The following is an 18,096-nucleotide window of genomic DNA, read 5'->3' as shown; positions in this document are numbered from 1 at the left end:
ATGCTGGCACAACTTGGTCAACAGATTGAGCCAACCGCCCCTATTCTCACCTCATGATCCCGAGGCCCGACACAATGAAACTTGATGCAAAAACGACTGCACTGGTACTGATTGATCTGCAACAGGGGATCTTGCCTTATGCCAAAGGCCCTTACAGCGCTGAACAGGTCATCGCGATCAACGCGCGACTGGCCGATAAATTTCGCCAACTCGGTGCTCCCGTCGTTTTGGTGCGCGTAGGCTGGTCTGACTCCTTCGCCGAGGCGCTAAAACAGCCGGTAGATCAGCCTAGCCCTGCCCCTGAGGGCGGTTTACCGGAGTCATGGTGGAGATTCCCTGAACAACTGGCAGTGAGTGATCAGGATATTAAAGTGATCAAACACCAGTGGGGGGCGTTTTACGGCACTGACTTAGATTTGCAGCTGCGCCGCCGTGGGATTAAAACCGTGGTACTGGCGGGAATTGCCACCAATATTGGTGTCGAATCGACTGCCCGTACTGCTTGGGAATTGGGTTATGAGTTAGTGATTGCTGAAGATGGCTGCAGCACGGCAAGTGCCGAGATGCAGCAGTTTGCGGTTAACCATATATTCCCACGCATTTCCCGAGTTCGCAGCAGCACTGAAATTCTTGCGGCGCTAGACGCATAAGTCCTGCCCCCCATAAACTCCCCCGAATCATACACACCCGTGAGTGATGCGGAGGAGTCGCTATCACGAGCAGACAACCCCCTCTTTCCAAAGGCTAAACTGAAACTCAAGAAATGACATTCCCATAATTTTTCTAGCGACAGTAACCCGGTAGGCGGTTATCATCATTCAGCCAGTCTATGTTGGGCAATGGAGTTAAAAATGGTTAGCTCGCTTTATGTCGTGTTGGGCGCACTGTTATTGATCAAACTTTCATTTGATGTGGTGAAATTAAGAAACCAGTACCGGGTAGCTTATGGCGACGGCGGTTTTTATGAGTTACAAACCGCCATCCGCGTGCATGGTAATGCCGTAGAATATATTCCTATTGCTGTAATTTTGCTCATTATGATGGAGATGAATGGTGCACTGACGTGGATGATCCACCTTTGTGGATTAATGCTGATAGTCGGCCGCCTGCTGCATTATTATGGTTTACGCCATCGCGAAATTCGCTGGCGTCGCTCTGGGATGAGTGCCACTTATGTTTCTTTGGTATTGATGGTTATTGCTAATATTTACTACCTGCCTTGGGATCAGATTTTCAGTCTCACCTGACCCCGGTTACCGCGTTATCAGCTCCGAGCACCAAAGCCGCCGGAGCACTGTTCGTCCGGGCGGGTTATCCCCGCCTTCATGCCTTTCCCGCCTATCTCCTGCTTACCCTCGGTTTATCGCGCTTATTTGTCCGTTTTTCTGTTATAATATGCGCCTTTAATTTCTTGTTAATGCCAATGACAGTCATGCCAAATCGCGACACTCAATCTCAAAACGATGCGCAACACCATCAGTCTGGGGCGACAGAGCCACAGCGTGATAGCCTGTTTGCTGCCCCTATTGCCAAATTAGGTGACTGGACCTTCGACGAAAAGGTCGCTGAAGTGTTCCCTGATATGATCCAGCGGTCAGTTCCCGGCTATTCCAACATTATCTCGATGATCGGCATGTTAGCGGAGCGTTTTGTGCAGCCCCATAGCCAGATTTACGATCTGGGCTGTTCACTGGGTGCGGCTACACTGTCAATGCGCCGTAATATCAAGGCTGAAGGTTGCAAAATCATTGCCGTGGATAACTCGCCCGCGATGGTCGAGCGCTGCCGTCGCCATCTCGACGCTTTTCGTGCAGAAACGCCAGTCGACGTGGTGGAGTCAGACATTCTGGATATCAAGCTGGAAAACGCCTCAATGGTGGTGCTGAACTTCACTTTGCAATTCCTGGAGCCGGCTGACCGCCAACGGCTGCTCAATCAGGTGTACCAAGGGTTGCGACCAGGGGGGGCCTTGGTGTTGTCCGAGAAGTTCAACTTTGAGGATAGCGATATCGGCGAACTGCTGTTCAACATGCACCACGATTTTAAGCGCGCCAATGGTTACAGCGAGCTGGAGATCAGTCAGAAACGCAGCATGTTGGAGAATGTCATGTTGACCGACTCCGTTGAAACCCATAAACAGCGTCTGCATCAAGCCGGTTTCGAGCACGCGGAAGTCTGGTTCCAGTGTTTTAATTTTGGTTCGCTAATTGCCCTGAAAGCAGGAGAGGCTCAATGATTGAATTTGGCGATTTTTACCGGCTGATTGCCAAAGGCCCATTAAGCCCATGGCTAGATACCCTACCCGCTCAGCTCAGTGCCTGGCAGCGCGAATCATTGCACGGTAAGTTTAAAACCTGGTTTAACGCGGTAGAACATTTGCCGCAGCTCACCCCAACATCGCTGGATTTACGCGATGGCGTGCGGGCTGAGATGTCGCCACCTATTTCTGCCGGCCAGCGGGAGGGGATGGAAAATATGTTGCGCGCTTTGATGCCATGGCGCAAAGGCCCCTTCTCTTTATATGGGCTGGATATCGATACCGAATGGCGCTCTGATTGGAAATGGCAGCGGGTATTACCGCACATCACGCCACTGGCGGGGCGCACCATTTTGGATGTCGGCTGTGGTAGCGGTTATCACCTGTGGCGCATGATTGGTGAAGGTGCTCATCTGGCGGTGGGTATCGACCCAATGCAGCTGTTTTTGTGTCAGTTTGAAGCCATCCGTAAGCTATTGGGTGGTGATCAACGTGCCCATGTGCTGCCGTTGGGCATTGAGCAACTGCCAGAGTTGGCAGCCTTCGACACCGTGTTTTCTATGGGTGTGCTCTATCACCGCCGTTCGCCGCTGGATCACCTCTATCAGCTAAAAAACCAGTTGGTTAGCGAGGGGGAATTGGTACTCGAAACCTTGGTGGTTGAAGGCGATAGTCGGCAGGTATTGGTGCCCGGTGATCGTTATGCTCAGATGCGTAACGTCTATTTCATTCCGTCGGCACCCGCATTGAAAGAGTGGCTGGAAAAATGTGGGTTTGTGGATGTCAGAATTGCGGATATGGCGGTGACCACCACCGATGAGCAACGCCGCACAGACTGGATGACCAGCGAGTCATTAGCTGAGTTCCTCGATCCAAAAGACCCAAGCAAAACTGTGGAAGGCTATCCGGCCCCAGTTAGAGCCGTATTAATCGCTCGTAAGCCATAACCCTCAGCTATAAAAACAGCCCTCAGTTTAATCGCCGAGGGCCGCTAACCACGCAGTAGCTTCAAGGACGAAAGGTCTAGGCGGATTGAGGCAACGGTGCGCCCATCACCAGCAAACTCTTCATCGCCTCAACCACTTCGCCATCAACACAATAATGCGCAAACTCATCAACATCACTGTCGGCACACATGGTCACGCCAGCTTTGCGATATTTCATCGTCGAGGGAACAGAACGCCCCGCTGAACTGTGTAACTCGCGAATACCGGCATCAATAAATTTCTGCATATTGGTCAGACGAACACCCGCACCCGCCATGATAATCGGCCCTTGCGCTTGGGTGGCTGCGACCAAATCTTTCAGTAATGACAGTCCCAGCTCCGCATTCTGTTGCTGACCCGAAGTTAAAATCCGCGCCACATTCAAATCAGTTAATTGCTGCAAGGCGACCATCGGGTTTTGACACATATCAAATGCGCGATGGAATGTGACCGCCAGGTCACCGCTGAGGGACATTATCTCGCGCATCCGCGGCATATCAATATGACCATCCGTATCCAGCACCCCCACGACCACGCCAGCAAAACCCATATCACGGATGCGCGCGATATCATTTTTGATGATGGCAAAATCATTATGGCTATAGCAGAAATCACCGCCCCGAGGCCGCACGATGGGATGTACCGGAATGGTCACAGTCTCTCTGGCTTGCATTAAAGCGCCGACGCTAGGTGTTAAACCCCCTTCGGACTGACCGCAGCATAATTCAATCCGGTCGGCTCCTGCCTTTTCTGCTACCTGCGCGCAATCGACGCTATAGCAACAAATTTCCAATTTAGTCATTCTCTCCCCCGTTTGACGGATGCCACTGCGGCAGTTGTTTTACCCGGTAACTCTGGGCATAGATATCACCTAAGAATTGAATAATTATATTTCAGAATAATTTATATGCTTAATATATCACTCGCGTTCAAACTGAATCTAATCCAGTGTACTAGAGCACTTACTATGGCACTCATTTTGAGTTCGTGAGTAGATGTCAGTCACAGTGATAACCATAAGTGATAGTCGATGTTGAAATAAATAACCCATTTACGTTAGTTATGGTGCTCGCTGTCTATTATTTGTCTCAAGGTATAGGGATGAAACTTAATTGTTATCTCACCGTCACTCACCGCCAACGTTGGATTGGGTAAACGTTCATGTTCCCCCTGCGGTGAACTAAATTTTTCATTAATACCCACGGGTAATGTCGCGGGTAACAAGGCTCGGGCGCGTTGTTGCAGAGTTTGCGGGTCACCGGGCAAAACCAGCTCAACATGCTCCCAGCCCTGATGGGGATAATGGGTTTTCCCCGGATACGGCAGCTCAATGCAATCTATCTGCCAGGGGCCAATAGATAAAGGCTGCGCTAAATCGAACAGACAAATAGGTCGGCCATTAATCTGCGTCTCGGACATCAAATTGCCGCAATGTAATAATCCGCTACGCCAGCGCTCCGCTGTTTCAATTTGATAGCAGCGCAATGAAATATGGTCGGCGCTAAACTGAGTCAAATCCAAATTTAATTTGGCCGAAAAATTCACCAGCTTTTGCTCAAAACTTGGCAGATCAGTGATTAAATCCTGTAATTCGGCGATATCTTTCAAGCTGCACATCTGGCTCTCCTTTTAAGCGGCTATTTCAAACATTGAAGCGGCCATAATCTACAGTTATTAGCACTAATCAGCCATATTTTATCTGATTGATTTATGACGCCATCTCAATCATTGCTAATAAAATAATCAGTTGATCTATTTGCGGGCGATCTGCGCTGTAACCACTGCCCCAATGCTGACGCCGAAAGCCAAATATGGTATAAATCCTGCCATCTTGCGACTAACACGCTGTCAGCCCGCCCCACCGTCACTCATTGATTGCGGTATCAGGCGCTGGCCCCGTTTGAATTAACTGGCACAGTGACTCTTTTGTGCATCACTAATGTCTCTTTTGTGCGTAATTAAGGTAACCCGGTGAATATTCAGGCTCTTCTCTCAGATAAAGTCAGCCAGGCGCTGATTGCAGCAGGTGCTCCAGCAGGTAGCGAAGCTCAAGTTCGCCAATCTGCTAAAGCTCAATTTGGCGATTATCAAGCTAATGGCGTCATGGCCGTTGCCAAAAAACTGGGCATGCAACCCCGACAACTGGCAGAAAAAGTCATTGAGCTGCTCGATCTTGAGGGCATTGCCAGCAAGGTTGAGATCGCCGGCCCCGGTTTTATCAATATTTTCTTAGACCGTCAGTGGGTTGCCAGCAAAGTAGAGTTCGCGTTAACAGCACCCAAACTGGGCGTGGCACCAGTTGAACCGCAAACTATCGTGGTCGACTATTCGGCACCTAACGTGGCTAAGCAAATGCACGTCGGTCACCTGCGCTCAACCATTATCGGTGATGCGGCGGTGCGGACTCTGGAGTTCCTGGGGCACCATGTTATCCGCGCTAACCACGTCGGCGACTGGGGCACACAGTTCGGTATGCTGATTGCGTATCTGGAAAAAATGCAGAATGAAAGCGCCAGCGATATGGACCTATCGGATCTGGAGCTTTTCTATCAGCAAGCCAAGAAAACCTATGACGAAGACGAAGAGTTCGCCCTGCGCGCCCGTGCCTATGTGGTGAAACTGCAAAGCGGCGACGAATATTGCCGTCAGATGTGGCGCAAACTGGTGGATATCACCATGGCGCAGAACCAGATTGCCTATGATCGGCTAAATGTCACCCTGACCACAGATGATGTCATGGGCGAAAGCCTATATAACGCCATGTTGCCGGGCATTGTTGCGGATCTGAAAGCCAAGGGTCTGGCAGTCGAGAGCGACGGCGCAACTGTGGTCTATCTGGATGAGTATAAAAACAAAGATGGCGAGCCAATGGGCGTCATTATCCAGAAAAAAGATGGTGGTTACCTCTATACCACCACGGATATCGCTTGTGCCAAGTATCGTTATGAGACACTGGGCGCAGATCGCGTGTTGTATTACATCGACACCCGCCAGCACCAACATCTGATGCAAGCATGGACTATCGTGCGCAAAGCCGGTTATGTTCCTGAATCTGTGCCGCTAGAGCACCATATGTTTGGCATGATGCTGGGGAAAGATGGCAAGCCATTTAAAACCCGCTCAGGTGGCACGGTTAAGCTCTCCGATTTGCTGGACGAAGCCATTGAACGTGCGGGCAAATTGATCGCCGAGAAAAACCCGGATATGCCTGCAGATGAGCTGAAACAGGTCGTGGAAGCGGTCGGTATTGGCGCGGTGAAATATGCCGACTTGTCGAAAAGCCGCACCACCGACTATATCTTCGACTGGGATAACATGCTGGCGCTGGATGGCAACACCGCACCTTACATGCAATATGCCTATACCCGCGTGGTTTCGGTGTTTAAACGTGCTGGCGTTGATGAGAACAGCCTGACACTGCCACTGGTGATAACCGAAGATCGTGAAGCGGCACTGGCAACGCGCCTGCTGCAATTTGAAGAGGTCATCACTACCGTCGCCCGTGAAGGGACGCCGCATGTGATGTGTTCCTATCTGTATGACGTGGCGGGCTTATTCTCCAGTTTCTACGAGCATTGCCAGATACTGAATGCAGCAAGTGAAGAGATCCGCCAAAGCCGCCTGAAACTGGCGATGCTGACGGCAAAAACCCTGAAGCAAGGTCTGGATACCCTCGGTATTCGCACGGTAGAGCGCATGTAGTTCTCGCCACTCGCCGTTTAGCTAATAATTGACGACAAAAAAGGCCCCAAGGGGCCTTTCAGACTGCTGACAAACCCCGATGACTCGATCTTGAACGGCGAGGACAGACAGAAGAGTAAAGCGTCCGCGCCAGGGATGGCGCGGCTCGAGCCATCAGGGATGATTTTACGGCGTCTTTACGATCTACCTGTTCTCTCCGCTCAGGCGGCTTTGTCAATAACAGCAAACCGATTGACCATCAGCAGGTCACATCAGCCATGGGTTCGCCGGGCAAAATCTCGCAATTTGAATCCGAGTAACGCCAGTGAAGCAAAATAGGCAATCACCCCCGCCGCCACCACTGCCGATAAGCGCAACAGCCGATAAGCCATCCCACCAATATCCCACGCCGGCATGACCCACAACAGCCCCAGCAACACCGCTGACATCACGATCACGCCGATAACCAATTTCGTCAGGAATATCGCCCAACCGGGTTGCGGCTGGAAAATCTGCTGCTTACGCAACTGCCAATACAGCAAGCTGGCATTCAGACAAGCCCCAAGACCAATCGACAGTGATAGCCCCGCATGTTTTAGTGGCCCGATGAAAATAAGGTTCATCACCTGAGTCAATATCAGTGTGACAATGGCAATCTTCACCGGCGTTTTGATGTTTTGGCGCGAGTAGAACCCCGGCGCCAGCACTTTAACCACAATCAGCCCCATCAGGCCAACCGAGTAAGCTACCAGCGCTCGCTGGGTCATCGCGGCATCAAAGGCACTGAACTTGCCATACTGGAACAGTGACACCACCAGCGGTTTGGCGAGGATCCCCAATGCCACCGCACTGGGTAACGCCAGCAAGAAACAGAGGCGCAGACCCCAATCCATCAGTCGGGAATATTCATCATGGTTACCGCTGGAGAAACTTTTTGCCAGTGAGGGCAACAAAATGGTGCCTAACGCCACGCCCAGCACACCGGATGGGAACTCCATCAAGCGGTCAGCATAGTACATCCAGGAGACAGAACCTGAGACTAGAAACGACGCAAAAATAGTGTTGATGATCAGTGAGATTTGGCTGACAGACACCCCAAGGATCGCCGGCCCCATTTGGCGCATCACTCGCCAGACACCCGCATCGCGCAGTGACAACCGCGGCAGTACCAGCATACCTATCTTTTTCAGATGAGGGAGCTGATAACCCAATTGCAGCACTCCACCCACTACCACGGCCCAGGCCAGCGCCATCACCGGGGGATTAAAGTAAGGCGCGGCAAAGAGGGCAAAACCTATCATGCTGATATTCAGGAAGGTTGGCGCAAACGCGGGAATGGAGAAGCGGTTCCAGGTATTAAGAATAGCCCCCACCAGCGAGGCCAGTGAGATCAGTAAGATATAGGGGAATGTCACCCGCAGCAGCGCAGAGGTGAGTGCAAATTTATCTGGAGTATCGGTAAAACCGGGGGCGGTAATAAAGATAACCCAAGGTGCTGCCAACATGCCCAATATCGTGACTACCGCCAGTATCAGGGTTAATAAGCCGGAGACATAGGCGACAAATGTTCGTGTCGCCTCCTCGCCTTGCTGGCTCTTATATTCAGCCAGAATCGGCACAAAAGCCTGCGAGAATGCACCCTCGGCAAAAATACGCCGCAGGAGATTAGGCAATTTAAAGGCTACAAAAAAGGCATCCGTTGCCATACCTGCACCGAAGACCCGCGCCACAATGGCATCACGGGCAAAGCCCAATACGCGGGAAAACATGGTCATTGAACTGACGGCTGCCAGTGATTTCAGTAAATTCATAGGTTTCTGATCTGGGGTTAGGGTGGGCATCAGCGCTGCCCTGATACTGTTTAAAAACAGCCGCCAGTCTACGTAACCGGCTATGAATAGCCATCGAAAAGTGTAACAACTTACTGAGAGCGCTGATCTTTTGTTCATGCTTGCTCAGCGCTACTAACCTGGTCCGCACTCTACTGCTGTAACATCGCTTCTATCATGCGTTGAGCATAAATCGCCTCTTCACCTGAGAGTTGCGGGGCCGTTTGGTGGCTCACCGCGTCAATAAAGTGACGTACAGCCCCGACAAAGCCGCGCTGCTCCAGTGTGGTTTGCCAACCGGGGGCGGGCAAGCTAATCACCTGCCCGTCAGACTCCTGCTGCCACTGGCGCATATCATTAATCTGATAACAGCTCCCGGAGCTGATAGCTTGCACACTCTCCCGCTGAGTACCAGCATCACGATGCATACTGGTGGTTATCAGGCAATGACCCGTTTCGAAGTGGTGCTCGGCATATAACATCTGCCCTTGCGCGTTGGTTTGCACGCGGCCGGTGGTCAATGTTGCCGGCTCACCACCCAGCCACAACGCGGTATCCACCACATGCAGATAATCATCCAGCAAGGTAAAACGGGCACTATTTGGCCCAATGCCGTTTTGGCGATGTTTCTCCATGCGCAGTGATGTCGGCAAAGCCATCTCATACTTAAGCTGCTGGTATAATGGCGAAAAACGGCGGTTAAAACCGACCATCAACGCCAACTTTTGTTTGGTTGCCAGGGTGATCAATTGCTCCGATTGCGCCAGCGTTTCAGCCAGCGGCTTATCGACATAAACATGAATTCCGGCCTGCAATAGCTCACTCACCACCTGAAAGTGGCTGGCGGTACTGCTGTGAACAAAAATAGCATCACACTCAGCGGCGAGGGTATCCAAACGTGAAAAATAGCGTATGCGGTAGCTGTCGCACACCGGCTGCGCCTTAATTTGATTGGGCGAAAACGCGCCAATCAGTTGCCAATCCAGCGCTTGGGTCAGGATCGGCAGATAGACTTTTTGCGCAATCCCACCCAGACCGACGATACCCACACGCAGTTTTTTGCCAACGCCCGATCTGTTCATAGCATCCTTATCAATCATCTAACTGGATCAGCACTTCATCCAAACGGCGTGTCAACGCCATGACCTGTTGCTCAAGCTGCGCGACTCGGATTTCAAGAGCGCTCGCTCCCCCGTCAACGCCCTCGTCTGTGGGTGCAGTTGGTGCAGCATCGCCGCTAAACAGATGCCTATAGCGGCTCTCGCGTTTACCCGCTTCACGGGCCAGACGCGCCACAAATGGCCCATCTTCACGTTGGGAGAGCTGATTCAGCACCGCTTCTGTCTCGGTTACATCCGCAAACTCATACATTCGGTTGGTGCGGGTACGCAACTCACCTGGCGTCTGTGGGCCACGTAATAATAACGTGGCGATCACCGCCAACTCCGCTGGGGAGAATTTAAGGTTACCAAACTCAGAATTGCAGAAACGGTGCTCGTACTTCATGACCCTATTGCCACTTTGTGTGCGGATAAGGTGTTTTTTCAGCAAAAAATCCAGTGTCTGCTGCACATCCGATTCGGATAGCTCCATCACTGGTTCACGGTTGGTTTTCTGATTACAAGCTACCGTCACACCATTGAGCGACATCGGATACTGCTCTGGCGTCGTCACCTGTTTTTCCAGCAAACAGCCAATCACTCTGGCCTCTAATGCATTTAGACTCTGTTTCATCCTGACCTCAGCGCGTGGGTGTCCACTCATTGTTAGTCAAGGCCGTCAGCACATGATCGCGCCACTGGCCGTCAATCAGTAAATAATCCTTCGCGTAGCCTTCGCGCTCAAAACCCAGGCGCTCAAGTAAGCTGCCACTGCGATGATTATGCGGCATATAATTAGCCATAATACGGTGCATCCGCTCCTGCCGCTGCATATAGCGGATCAGCGGTTGCAATGCTTCAAACATTAAGCCCTGCCCCTGCCAGCGCTCACCTAATGAGTAACCCAGGAAACAGGCATGAAAGGAGCCGCGCAGCACATTGCTGAAGTTAGCAACCCCGCGCACCTCTTTCTCCTCAGGATCCAGCAGAATAAAGTAGTAGGCGCTGCCCTGTTTTTGTAGCTCCATGATCATACCCAGCCGCGCCTGCCAACCGGACGGCATACAGTGGCTTTGATCACGCACCGGTTCCCAGGGTTTGAGAAATACCTGATTTTCAGCGTAATACTCCGCCATGCGGTAAGCATCACGCTCATGAACCAGCCGCAGTGACATGCGGTCAGTGGTCAGGCGTATTTTAGGTGTTGCTGAATGATAGCCGAACATCTGCTCCCCTTGGCGGTGCGCTGCACCTAATTTAGCATTTAGCGGCTAACGGCGGCTCTTATGATTCAATATACCTGTTACACCGCAGTCGCGTAACACCACCCTTGCGCTCTTTTCAGATATCAACACCACAAAATGGCGTCATTGAAGGGCTAAAAAATCATTTTATGATGAAATTGTCGATGAGGTAACGTATTGACGATAAAAAAATATTATCAATCTAACCCCTATCGTTTCTGATGATTTGGGTACAAACTATATTTCTTATAAATAATGTTTTTTACAAACAATGTTTGCTACAAACGAGTTCGCTACAAGCTATATGGGCAATAAACCATAAATGTAGTTTCTATTCCCTCCTTATTTGATTTCTGACGGTGAAGCATGGCCTTGGTATCGCAAGCTCGGAGCTTGGGTAAGTATTTTTTATTGCTTGATAACTTATTAGTGGTGTTGGGTTTCTTCGTTGTATTCCCACTTATCTCTATCCGATTTGTCGATCAAATGGGTTGGGCTGCGGTGATCGTGGGCCTTGCCTTGGGATTAAGACAACTGGTCCAGCAAGGGCTTGGCATCTTCGGCGGTGCTATTGCCGACCGCTTCGGTGCCAAACCGATGATAGTCACCGGAATGCTGATGCGCGCAGCGGGTTTCGCGTTGATGGCAATGGCTGATGAACCCTGGATACTGTGGCTCGCTTGTGCGTTGTCCGGCTTAGGCGGCACACTTTTCGATCCACCGCGTACCGCATTGGTGATTAAGCTCACTCGCCCGCACGAACGTGGCCGTTTTTACTCACTGTTGATGATGCAAGACAGTGCTGGCGCGGTAATTGGCGCATTGATCGGTAGCTGGCTGCTGCAATACGACTTCCACTTTGTCTGCTGGACGGGTGCGGCTATCTTCGTCCTGGCGGCGGGCTGGAATCTCTGGCTACTGCCCGCTTACCGCATCTCGACTGTCCGCGCGCCAATGAGAGAGGGGCTAATGCGGGTGCTGCGTGATCGCCGCTTTGTGACCTATGTCCTGACACTGACCGGCTATTACATGCTCGCCGTGCAGGTGATGCTGATGCTGCCAATCATGGTCAATGAGATTGCCGGTTCGCCTGCCGCGGTTAAATGGATGTATGCCATTGAAGCTGCGCTCTCTCTGACACTGCTCTACCCGATTGCCCGCTGGAGTGAGAAGCGCTTTAGCCTTGAGCAGCGCTTAATGGCCGGGTTGCTTATCATGACACTCAGCCTGTTCCCAATCGGCCTGATTAGCCATCTGCAAACCCTGTTTATGTTTATCTGCTTCTTCTATATGGGGTCAATCATTGCCGAACCGGCCCGTGAAACCCTGAGCGCATCACTGGCAGACTCACGGGCTCGCGGCAGTTATATGGGCTTTAGCCGCCTCGGGCTGGCTCTGGGTGGTGCATTGGGTTATACCGGCGGCGGCTGGATGTACGACACCGGCCGCACCCTTGAAATGCCAGAGTTGCCGTGGTTCATGTTAGGTGTCATTGGCTTAATTACCTTGATTGGACTGTACTGGCAATTTAATCAGCGCCGGATTGAATCCACGATGCTCAGCGGCAATTAGCCTGCTATTAACCCGGATTCAGGGTTATCTGATGGGCAATTGCCGGACAGTGCCGCACTATAGCGCCCAGTCCTAAACGCGCCTAATCCCAAACCGTTGTTGAACAGCAACGGTTAATAATACAAAACAGCAGATTAACCCGTTATCATTGGGCAAATTCGTCTTGTCTGATGTGATTGTGCATATTGCTATGAGGTTTTAATGAAGAGAATAACTTGGGGCGCAGCGGCGCTGCTGACGACCGTCACCCTGGTCGGCTGTAACCAACTGACTCAGTACACACTGAACGAGCAGGAAGTGAATGATTACCTGCAAAAGCATAATAATTATGAAAAGCAGATTGGTATTCCGGGTTTGGTTGATGCCCATATCACCCTGACGCAATTGCAGAGCCAGATTGGTCGCGCTGAACCCGGTAAAGTGACATTAACCGGTAACGCCAAAGTGGATATCACCTCGATCCTTGGCCCGCAAAGTGCCGATATGACGCTGACCTTAAAAGCACAGCCTACATTCGATCGCGAAAAAGGCGCTATCTTCCTGAAAGATATGGAGTTGACCGATTATACAGTCAAACCAGAGAAGATGGATTCCGTGATGAAGGCGCTGACGCCTTATCTGAACCAGTCACTGAAGTCCTATTTTGATCAGCAACCCGCCTATGTGTTAGATGGCGAGAAGAGTAAAGCAGAAGCGATGGCGAAGAAGCTGGCGAAAGGCTTAGAAGTGAAGCCGGGCCAACTAGTCATCCCATTCACTGACTAATCGACCCTGCCCGCAAATAGCTGTAGCATCAAAAACCAAGGGCGATACCCAAAGTCATTGGCGTTACAACAAGGCAGCAAACGAGCAAATCCCGATGAGCTTACGTTGGTAAGTGATTCGGGTGCGCGAGTGCCGCTAACACAGTTGTAGCATCAAAAACCAAGGGCGATACCCAAAGTCATTGGCGTTACAACAAGGCAGCAAACGAGCAAATCCCGATGAGCTTACGTTGGTAAGTGATTCGGGTGCGCGAGTGCCGCTAACACAGTTGTAGCGTCAAGGACGAAGGGTATCTTCTGATAACTCATCCCACATCGCTTGCAACGCCTCACGACTCAACTGCGCCAGTGTGCGATAAAAACCGCTGGAAGCATGTGCCTCCACTTTGCCAAGAAAACGACCACACCATGGTAGTAGATAGTCATTAAACAGTGCAATTTGTGCCGCGACTTCATCTTCAGCCGCTTGATCTTCCAGCCAGGAGGCGGCCAGTAATAATCCACCAAAATGGTCAGTTGGCGCATCGCCTAGCGGCATACCGCGCTGTTGCAGAAAAGCTCTGACTTCAACTTCTGGACAGCCATCCTCATAATCGGAACCATAAGGTGACACGCGGCAATCATCGCCCACAAACATCGCACTATAATCAGCGGCCAAAGCATCTGGCTGATACTCCTGCTGCAAACGCGCCAGCAACTCACCTTGCTCCAGTGGCCAGTGTTGCTCAAGCTTGCCTTGACTGATCAGGGCAAACAGCGGTTCCAATAGTGGATCTTGTGGCTGACGATAGAACAGTGACCCCAGAACCCGGCACACCAGAGAGAAATCATTCATCTACATCTTCCTGTTTCTTATTGATTTTTTTGTATAAAAAATAACAGTGACAACGTCACCGATTCTCTTATAAATCGGCTAATTCGGGGATGGCGGGACGGCCACGCATCTCAAGATAGTTGAGTAAACGGCGCGGGCTGACATTTAAAATGCGCTCTTGCGGGAAATTTACCTCAGCGATAATACGCTCGCAATGCTCAAAAATCCCCAATGAGTAGGCGATATGGGAATCAGAACCTAACGCCAGCCAGCCGCCGGCATCACGGACAGCTTCAGCTATCGCGCGGCAATTCGGCTCACTCCCTTTACGTGAATGGCTAAAAGAGGAGTTATTCAGCTCAAGGGCAACATGGTATTTTGCCGCCGCTTGCGCTATCGCCGGAATATCAACCGGATATTTAGGGTTGCCGGGATGGCTGATAATATGCACATTCCCCTGCGCCATCGTTGCGATCATCGCCTGAGTATTGGCGGCCTTGTCTTGCGGCGGAAACACCGGTTCATGGAAACCCGCAATCAGCAGATCGATGGCCTCGAGCATTGGGCCGGTACAGTCAATATCACCGTCCAGATTCTTAATATTGGCTTCAATACCCCGCAAGATGCCCACGCCATCGACCAGACGCGGCCAGACTCGCATATTCATAAAGTGCCAATAATGTGGCGCATCCGCCATATCCGGGCCATGGTCGGTAATGGCAAACAGTTTGATATTTTTGAGCTTAGCTTCGGCGATGTAATCGTGCAAAGTGCTGTAAGCATGAGTACTGGCAATGGTATGCATATGTAAATCAACAGGATACATGACTACTCCACAAAGTCTTTTAACGCGGGGGACAGTTATTCGCAGGCAAAATATAGTCTGCTAATGATAGCAGGAATTCTTCTCATCAGCAGCGCTAAAAACCTTGTCTGGCAAATGGCTGCCCCGTGCTGGCAGCCCTTATTCAGTAACCTCGCACCACATCAACCAAGCCCAGCGGCTCCCTGCCCGCCTCGATGGCCTGAATATTGGCGACCACCTGATCCATGGCTGCATCAGGCAAAGTCACTGCGGCAATGTGCGGCGTGATAGTAATACGCGGATGGCTCCAGAAAGGATGCATCGGGGGTAATGGCTCTTCAGCAAACACATCCAGTGTTGCCGCCGCAATTTTACCAGCACTCATTGCGGCTAATAAATCCCGCTCTAACAGATGCGCTCCCCGTGCAATATTGATGATATAGGCATTGGCATTCAGTTGCGAAAAGAGCGATTGATTTAGAATACCGGCTGTTTCTGGGGTGTTCGGCAACAGATTAATCAGTAATTGTGTCCCCTGGATGAAGGCGGGTAACTTCTCTTGGCCGGCAAAACTGACCACGCCATCAATCTGTTTTGGTGTTCGGCTCCAGCAGCGCACCGTAAAACCAAATTCGGCTAATTTGTGGGCCACACTTTTGCCTAATACGCCCGCCCCAAGAATGCCGATAGTGAATTTATCGTGTTGATGTGGCTCCAGCGGCTGCCACATTTTCTGCTGCTGTTGCAGTTGATACTCATCCATCCGGCGAAAGTAGCGCAGTACACTGGCAACAACATACTCCTGCATTTGCAAGGACATACCGGTGTCCTCCAAGCGAACCAGCGGAACCCCGGCAGGTAATGTCCCCGGATGGCGACGCTCCTGGTCCAAAATAGCATCCACCCCCGCCCCTAATGCAAAAACTCCTTTCAGTTCAGTGCGTTTAGCTAGCATTTCCTGTGGCGGCTGCCAAACCAGCGCATAATCTGCCGGTTGGGTATCACCACGTCGCCACTGCCGAATATTCGCAGCCGGCAAGCGAGACTGTATACCTGACAACCACTGTTTTGCTTCAAAAAACGGGTGATAAAAAATAATATTCATTATTTGCCAGCTCCTTGCGAAAGTACCGATTAGATTTCCGCGATTAACGGCCAGATGCAAGTGCTACCGGCAAGAAATGCCGATGAAATCAGCAAACTGCTGTAACTTTAGCAAAAGAGTGACAAAGGCGACATAAGAGGGTTGACGCTGGGCACACTTTTGCCTACATTACGCCGGTCGACCATGCTTAGCGCGGTTGATAGTCGTTAATAGCAGTAAGCGCAGTAATAAATAGCAGTAACACGGTGAGGTGTCTGAGTGGCTGAAGGAGCACGCCTGGAAAGTGTGTATACGCGTAAGCGTATCGAGGGTTCGAACCCCTCCCTCACCGCCATATTAAGTCGTTACAGCGCAAAGCGCGGTGTCGCGGCAGTAAAATCAAACGGCAATTGAAGCAAGTCTGGTGTCTTACCCCAGTATTTGTGATTCGATTGCCGTTTTTTTTATCTCTTTTTGGCTCGCCAGCTAACGCCTAATATTGGCGTTGGGTCAGGTGATTTGCCTGCGATTTATCCTATCTGGGTGCAGAATAACCAGATGAATGGCAACGGATAAATACTACTTGACCATCAAGCCACCTATCCCTATAGTACCGCCCCGTTGCAGTGCATAGCGCGGCAACTTACGGTGAGGTGTCTGAGTGGCTGAAGGAGCACGCCTGGAAAGTGTGTATACGCGTAAGTGTATCGAGGGTTCGAACCCCTCTCTCACCGCCATATTCGAACGAAAGGCTCTGACGAAAGTCAGGGCCTTTTTCTTTGGTACTCACCTCATTCCCCTACCGCTATGATCTGCGGCGACGCCCTTCTCTATTGATACGGTCCCCCAGAGGGGAGAATGGCATTAATCGGCTGTAAACCACCTGATTACGACCCTGATTTTTCGCTTGATAAAGTGCTTCGTCAGTCATTTTTATTGCTTTTAGCATCGACATACCCGGCAAATAAAGCGAAGCACCAATTGAAATTGTGGCCTCTATTTTTCGTCCATCAGGTAATTCCACGTCTAAATTCTCTACTCGCTGGCGAATTCGCTCAGCAACCGCTTTGATGGCTTGCGGATCATGGCTATGTGTAATAACAATAAACTCCTCACCGCCAAAGCGACCAACGAAATCCTCATCCCGAATGGTTGAGGTTAATAACTTCCCAACTTCAGTCAGCAGCAGATCACCGCCATCATGGCCATAGGTGTCATTCACCGATTTAAAGTGGTCAAGATCCAGAATCATTAATCCACAGGCCAATCGGCTGCTATGGATAGCATTCAGCCGATAATCAACACTGGCCCGGTTATTTAATTGGGTTAATTTGTCGATATTAGCCCGATTTTTCATCGCAAAATAGGCGTAAATATGGCGCTCTTTAAAATTCAATGCGTGGTAGCAAATAGCTAAACAGAAGGCAGAAATCAGTTGATACACCACAATTTGAGTCCAGAGCAGTTCATTCGGAACAAATAGAACAGCGACGATTATGCGATAAATGGCAATTGAGATAATTGTGATATAAAAAATGCGATTACTCTTTTTCTCCCATACTTTGGCGAGTAAAAGTGGAATAAACATTATTGTTATTAATATATTATCTAGTGTAAGCCATCCGGTGAAAGCATAATTTATCACCAATGCCGTTAAGCCACTCAGCCAGCCACCATAAAAGGTAACCAAAACGATTGGGATCAATTCAAAACTGTAAAAAAATGAACCGGAAATAATCCACTGATCTTGATTGAGGTAGAGCGAAACCAGCCCCGCCACCAGACCGAATACAATACGTTTCCAGACATCCCCATGATAGGAGAAGGCACTACTTTTACTTAAAGCAAAATAACTAATAGAGAGGGTCGCATAAGTGACACAAGCATCCCGATATAACGTTGACAGAGATTCTAATTCACTCATGGCGTAGCGTCAGTCCTTTGAATTTTCACTGTTGAT

Annotated in this window: 17 protein-coding genes and 2 tRNA genes; 9 read left to right on the top strand and 10 right to left on the bottom strand. The window is 50.5% G+C overall.

Annotation, left to right across the window (positions count from 1 at the left end; genetic code table 11):
* Nucleotides 1-74 precede the first annotated feature (74 nt).
* From AACW11_RS18460 to cmoB, 4 genes are all read left to right on the top strand, one after another.
* Nucleotides 75-650 (top strand): hydrolase, encoded by a 576-nt coding sequence (locus AACW11_RS18460; RefSeq protein ID WP_212585094.1) that lies wholly within the window; start codon nt 75-77, stop codon nt 648-650.
* A 201-nt stretch (nt 651-851) separates the two neighbouring features.
* Entirely contained in the window at nt 852-1,247 is a 396-nt protein-coding gene (locus AACW11_RS18455) for an MAPEG family protein (protein WP_019209819.1), read from the top strand.
* Between the two features lie 185 nt (nt 1,248-1,432).
* Complete coding sequence (gene cmoA, locus AACW11_RS18450; protein ID WP_212585093.1) at nt 1,433-2,236, top strand: carboxy-S-adenosyl-L-methionine synthase CmoA; 804 nt, start codon at nt 1,433-1,435, stop codon at nt 2,234-2,236.
* Nucleotides 2,233-3,204, top strand: coding sequence for a tRNA 5-methoxyuridine(34)/uridine 5-oxyacetic acid(34) synthase CmoB (gene cmoB, locus AACW11_RS18445; RefSeq protein ID WP_212585092.1), 972 nt, complete (start codon nt 2,233-2,235; stop codon nt 3,202-3,204). The genes cmoA and cmoB overlap by 4 nt, the downstream gene beginning before the upstream one ends.
* Before the next feature lie 76 nt (nt 3,205-3,280).
* Here cmoB and cutC read toward each other — a convergent pair whose 3' ends face one another.
* The gene (gene cutC / locus AACW11_RS18440) at nt 3,281-4,045 is read right to left on the bottom strand and encodes a copper homeostasis protein CutC (protein ID WP_212585091.1); all 765 of its coding nucleotides are present in this window, start codon (nt 4,043-4,045) and stop codon (nt 3,281-3,283) included.
* Nucleotides 4,046-4,299: 254 nt separating this feature from the next.
* Entirely contained in the window at nt 4,300-4,860 is a 561-nt protein-coding gene (locus AACW11_RS18435; protein WP_212585090.1) for a VOC family protein, read from the bottom strand.
* Nucleotides 4,861-5,214: 354 nt separating this feature from the next.
* On the opposite strand from AACW11_RS18435, the gene argS reads away from it, so the two are divergent.
* Nucleotides 5,215-6,945, top strand: a complete 1,731-nt coding sequence (argS, locus tag AACW11_RS18430; protein ID WP_212585089.1) for an arginine--tRNA ligase — start codon at nt 5,215-5,217, stop codon at nt 6,943-6,945.
* 251 nt (nt 6,946-7,196) lie between these two features.
* On the opposite strand, the gene murJ is transcribed toward argS, so the two are convergent.
* The 4 genes from murJ to rimJ form a co-directional block, all read right to left on the bottom strand.
* On the bottom strand, nt 7,197-8,735 hold the full coding sequence (gene murJ, locus AACW11_RS18425) for a murein biosynthesis integral membrane protein MurJ (RefSeq protein ID WP_212585194.1): 1,539 nt from the start codon (nt 8,733-8,735) through the stop codon (nt 7,197-7,199).
* Between the two features lie 170 nt (nt 8,736-8,905).
* A complete protein-coding gene (locus tag AACW11_RS18420; protein WP_249192785.1) occupies nt 8,906-9,853 on the bottom strand; it encodes a Gfo/Idh/MocA family protein in 948 nt (315 codons plus the stop codon).
* Entirely contained in the window at nt 9,846-10,487 is a 642-nt protein-coding gene (locus AACW11_RS18415) for a DUF480 domain-containing protein (protein ID WP_212585087.1), read from the bottom strand. Before AACW11_RS18415 ends, AACW11_RS18420 begins: the two co-directional genes overlap by 8 nt.
* 7 nt (nt 10,488-10,494) lie before the next feature.
* Nucleotides 10,495-11,079, bottom strand: coding sequence for a ribosomal protein S5-alanine N-acetyltransferase (rimJ, locus tag AACW11_RS18410; protein WP_212585086.1), 585 nt, complete (start codon nt 11,077-11,079; stop codon nt 10,495-10,497).
* A 384-nt stretch (nt 11,080-11,463) separates the two neighbouring features.
* On the opposite strand from rimJ, the gene mdtH reads away from it, so the two are divergent.
* Both mdtH and AACW11_RS18400 read left to right on the top strand, forming a co-directional pair.
* Entirely contained in the window at nt 11,464-12,669 is a 1,206-nt protein-coding gene (mdtH, locus tag AACW11_RS18405; RefSeq protein ID WP_212585085.1) for a multidrug efflux MFS transporter MdtH, read from the top strand.
* 201 nt (nt 12,670-12,870) lie between these two features.
* The gene (locus tag AACW11_RS18400; RefSeq protein WP_212585084.1) at nt 12,871-13,434 is read left to right on the top strand and encodes a lipoprotein; all 564 of its coding nucleotides are present in this window, start codon (nt 12,871-12,873) and stop codon (nt 13,432-13,434) included.
* 276 nt (nt 13,435-13,710) lie between these two features.
* Here AACW11_RS18400 and AACW11_RS18395 read toward each other — a convergent pair whose 3' ends face one another.
* From AACW11_RS18395 to ghrA, 3 genes are all read right to left on the bottom strand, one after another.
* On the bottom strand, nt 13,711-14,268 hold the full coding sequence (locus tag AACW11_RS18395) for a TorD/DmsD family molecular chaperone (RefSeq protein ID WP_049602506.1): 558 nt from the start codon (nt 14,266-14,268) through the stop codon (nt 13,711-13,713).
* A gap of 67 nt (nt 14,269-14,335) precedes the next feature.
* Complete coding sequence (locus AACW11_RS18390; RefSeq protein WP_212585083.1) at nt 14,336-15,073, bottom strand: phosphatase; 738 nt, start codon at nt 15,071-15,073, stop codon at nt 14,336-14,338.
* 142 nt (nt 15,074-15,215) lie between these two features.
* Nucleotides 15,216-16,157: a glyoxylate/hydroxypyruvate reductase GhrA gene (gene ghrA, locus AACW11_RS18385; protein ID WP_212585082.1), complete on the bottom strand. Its 942-nt coding sequence runs from the start codon at nt 16,155-16,157 to the stop codon at nt 15,216-15,218.
* A gap of 244 nt (nt 16,158-16,401) precedes the next feature.
* Here ghrA and AACW11_RS18380 point away from each other — a divergent pair.
* Nucleotides 16,402-16,491, top strand: a tRNA-Ser gene (locus AACW11_RS18380).
* 292 nt (nt 16,492-16,783) lie between these two features.
* Nucleotides 16,784-16,873: transfer RNA gene (locus tag AACW11_RS18375), tRNA-Ser, on the top strand.
* 68 nt (nt 16,874-16,941) lie between these two features.
* Here AACW11_RS18375 and AACW11_RS18370 read toward each other — a convergent pair.
* Nucleotides 16,942-18,060: a GGDEF domain-containing protein gene (locus AACW11_RS18370; RefSeq protein WP_212585081.1), complete on the bottom strand. Its 1,119-nt coding sequence runs from the start codon at nt 18,058-18,060 to the stop codon at nt 16,942-16,944.
* Nucleotides 18,061-18,096: the final 36 nt, after the last annotated feature.

Origin of the sequence: Yersinia sp. Marseille-Q3913, from assembly GCF_963892745.1 — a bacterium.
GTDB lineage: Bacteria > Pseudomonadota > Gammaproteobacteria > Enterobacterales > Enterobacteriaceae > Yersinia > Yersinia bercovieri.
The sequence above is the reverse complement of the archived record's forward strand: the minus strand, read 5'-3'. Positions and strand labels throughout refer to the sequence as shown.